Annotated in this window: 3 protein-coding genes; all 3 read right to left on the reverse strand. The window is 47.8% G+C overall.

Translation table 11 applies throughout. The features are described from left to right. Positions 1-146 precede the first annotated feature (146 nt). Positions 147-584 (reverse strand): hypothetical protein, encoded by a 438-nt coding sequence (locus tag ABEA58_RS14110; protein WP_345552521.1) that lies wholly within the window; start codon positions 582-584, stop codon positions 147-149. A 1,162-nt stretch (positions 585-1,746) separates the two neighbouring features. Then, on the reverse strand, positions 1,747-2,058 hold the full coding sequence (locus ABEA58_RS14115) for a CPCC family cysteine-rich protein (protein ID WP_345552523.1): 312 nt from the start codon (positions 2,056-2,058) through the stop codon (positions 1,747-1,749). A 449-nt stretch (positions 2,059-2,507) separates the two neighbouring features. Beyond that, positions 2,508-3,029, reverse strand: a complete 522-nt coding sequence (locus ABEA58_RS14120) for a hypothetical protein (protein WP_345552525.1) — start codon at positions 3,027-3,029, stop codon at positions 2,508-2,510. Between the last annotated feature and the right edge of the window lie 133 nt (positions 3,030-3,162).

Consider the following 3,162-nt stretch of genomic DNA (forward strand, 5'->3'; position numbering starts at 1 on the left):
CTAAGCAATACTGCTTTGACTTTGAATTCATCTGAGTACCGCCATGTCTTCTTTGGGTTTTTGTACTTGGGCATTGGACACCTCGTCTGTTTGACTTTGGTGTCCGTCAAAGCGGGGGAAGATCAGTGTCCATTTTGAGCGCTTTGTTAGCTTTTTTGCTCATAATTAATAATGGTAGAGTCTATGCATTTGATAAAAGACTCCATTTCACTGTGCTTTGACTCGCATGCTTTTAAGGGCGCACTTACTAGATTTATTGCTATAGGTTGCTTATTTGTAGCTTTTGAAATTAAGCAGCTCTCAAAATTATAGAAAGTAAACGTGCGACCTTGTAACTCAGGCTGGGCAAATAACTCTTTTACCATGGGTGCCATTATTTCTGGATTTTTTGATTTGGCTGCTACCTTTTCTAATTCAGCTTGGGACTTGCCCGAATCTTTTTGAGCGGCTAGACCCATTGCGAGGACAAGTTTAAGCTGACATTCTTCTTTGTGCTTAGCTAGTGTTGCTTCCCTGTCAAATGCTGATGCAACTGATGCTAAGGCTAGCAAGCCACAAAGCGAGAGTATATTTAGAGTTTTCATTTATATCCTTTTCTGGAGTAAAGCTAACGCCGCTAGCAGGGGCAGCCGGAGCGCAGCGTAGGCTGTCCAGCCCAGCCAACGGCTGGGCGAACCTGCCTAGCTTGGTTATGGCTGACGCGCTCCGGACCGACTACTAGCAGTTTGCCAGCCACGGATTGGCTGGCCACTGCCCAATGTTACGAGGGAAGAATACCGCACTTCCCCCACCCAATTATTAACTTATTGGCACTCCACGATACTGCAGCAGACTAGCCAGCTCTACTCAACGAGAGCGAATGCTCTAGGAGCGAAACTGCTTCAGGCCGGAATGGCCAAGCTGCTCATTGCTGGACGCTAAAACAGTGCAAAATTTTACCCGCTTGCACCAACAATTATTTTTACCGACAGGCAACATAACGCCGCTAGCAGGGGCAGCCGGAGCGCAGCGTAGGCTGTCCAGCCCAGCCACCGGCTGGGCGAACCTGCCTAGCTTGGTTATGGCTGACGCGCTCCGGCCCAACTACTAGCACTTTGCCAGCCACGGATTGGCTGGCCACTGCCAGATGTTACGAGGGAAGAATACCGCACTTCCCCCACCAAATTATTTATTTAATGGCACCCCACGATACTACAGTGCACTAGCCACCACTACCGAACTGGAGAGAACGCTCTAGGAACGAAACTGCTTGATCCCGGAACGGCCACGTAGCTCGATGCTGAACGCTAAACCAGTGCGAAAATTTCCCGTAGGCACCGATGATAATTTTTACCGACCGGCAACATAACGCCTCAGTCACTCGTCGCCGCAGGCGTCGAGTGCACTGACTTGTTATATTTTTTGTACAAAACCCATAAAACAGGTGTTACTACGGCTGAAATTAGCCAATAGATAAAAAGAGCCACCATTGAAAGCGGGTTGAGCAACCAATCTAAGTAATATTCAGTTTCGGTACAATGCCAGACAGCATCCAACAATCCAGCGCAATGACTTCCACCGTAGCCACCATGGGCCGCGATCAAAATACTAGGTACGTAGAAAACTATTGGTAATAGTATCCCCGCCAGTATGAAAGTCTTTTTCGTTAGCACTTGCTCATCCTAAGAAATATAACGCCGCCAGCACAGCCCGGAGCACGCAGTGCGGAGGTCCAGCCCACGAAGTGGGCGAATGTGCCTGGCTTTGTTATGCATTTTTGATTTCACCATTACTGTTAACAACAAAGTTTGTTTTACTGCTTTTTAAACGCGATTCCGTTGTGGGCGCTTCTAATAACTGCCAACTTGGGTCCTTAACATAACCTTGTGTATCTATTTTTTCTTTAATGAAATTATGTTGAGCTTCTCTGAGACAAATACCGTTTGCACCACCCTCGTAGTCCGGATCTTGATTTTGTACCGTATCATCTTCCCAGCCGCATAGATCACATATATCAAATGTACCAGTAGCAGGCTCATCCAACGTTTTGTAACCACAACAAGGGCAAGTATATTTCACTCATTTCTCCATGATGCATAACGCCGCTAGCAGGGGCAGCCGGAGCGCAGCGTAGGCTGTCCAGCCCAGCCACCGGCTGGGCGAACCTGCCTAGCTTGGTTATGGCTGACGCGCTCCGGACCGACTACTAGCAGTTTGCCAGCCACGGATTGGCTGGCCAGCGCCCAATGTTACGAGGGAAGAATACAGCACCCCCCCACCAAATTATTAACTTAATGGCACCCCACGATACTGCAGTGAAGTGCCCATCTCTACTGAACCCGAGAGAAGGCTCTAGGAGCGAAACTGCCGCGTTCCGTAGCGACCGAGCTGCTCAATGCTGGACTCTTAACCAGTGAGAAAAATTACATGCTGGCACTGACAACAGTTTTTACCACCCGGCAACATAACGCCCGCATTTTCGGCTGGTTTGGAGCGCAGCGGAAAACCAGTCCGACAACATGCGCTTGTTACACCAACGGGACACAAGTTCTAACCGAGCCTTTCTCAAGACTGCCAGAGAAAGAGGTACTTTGAATACCGCTGGTATTTTCGATAATAAGATCAAATGATAAATTATATATTTCGTTAGATTTTATCTTGTGATCTAAGTTTACAATCGGTTCACCATTGACCCAGTGTAAGTTGCTGTATTCTTTGATAACCACACTTTGGTTATCTTTATCAATGATTCTTACGTTAATGTTATCAATGTTTCTTTTTAAGATTACCTCTTTATCGTAGAAGCCCCACACCCCAAGAATCAATTTTTCTTGGTCTTCCCATTTTATCCAGATATCAGTGCCATTGAGAGAAACCCTTTGGCAGCGCTCATGGGGCCCACAATGGTAGAGCATGGTATCAGGCTTAACTTCTATGAATACCGGGCTCGTATTATTTGAGCATGACATAGCTTCATAAAGTTCTGCACAGCCCTGGGTAGCGAATACCAGGATCAATGTTGAAAGTTCTTTAATGGCTTTCATTTTCATAGTGTGTAACGCCGCTAGCAGGGGCAGCCGGAGCGCAGCGTAGGCTGTCCAGCCCAGCCACTGGCTGGGCGATCCTGCCTAGCTTGGTTATAGGTGCCGCACTGAGCACCCGCTACCGGCACGCTGCCAGCCA

This window comes from Microbulbifer aestuariivivens (assembly GCF_039545115.1).
Lineage (GTDB): Bacteria > Pseudomonadota > Gammaproteobacteria > Pseudomonadales > Cellvibrionaceae > Microbulbifer > Microbulbifer aestuariivivens.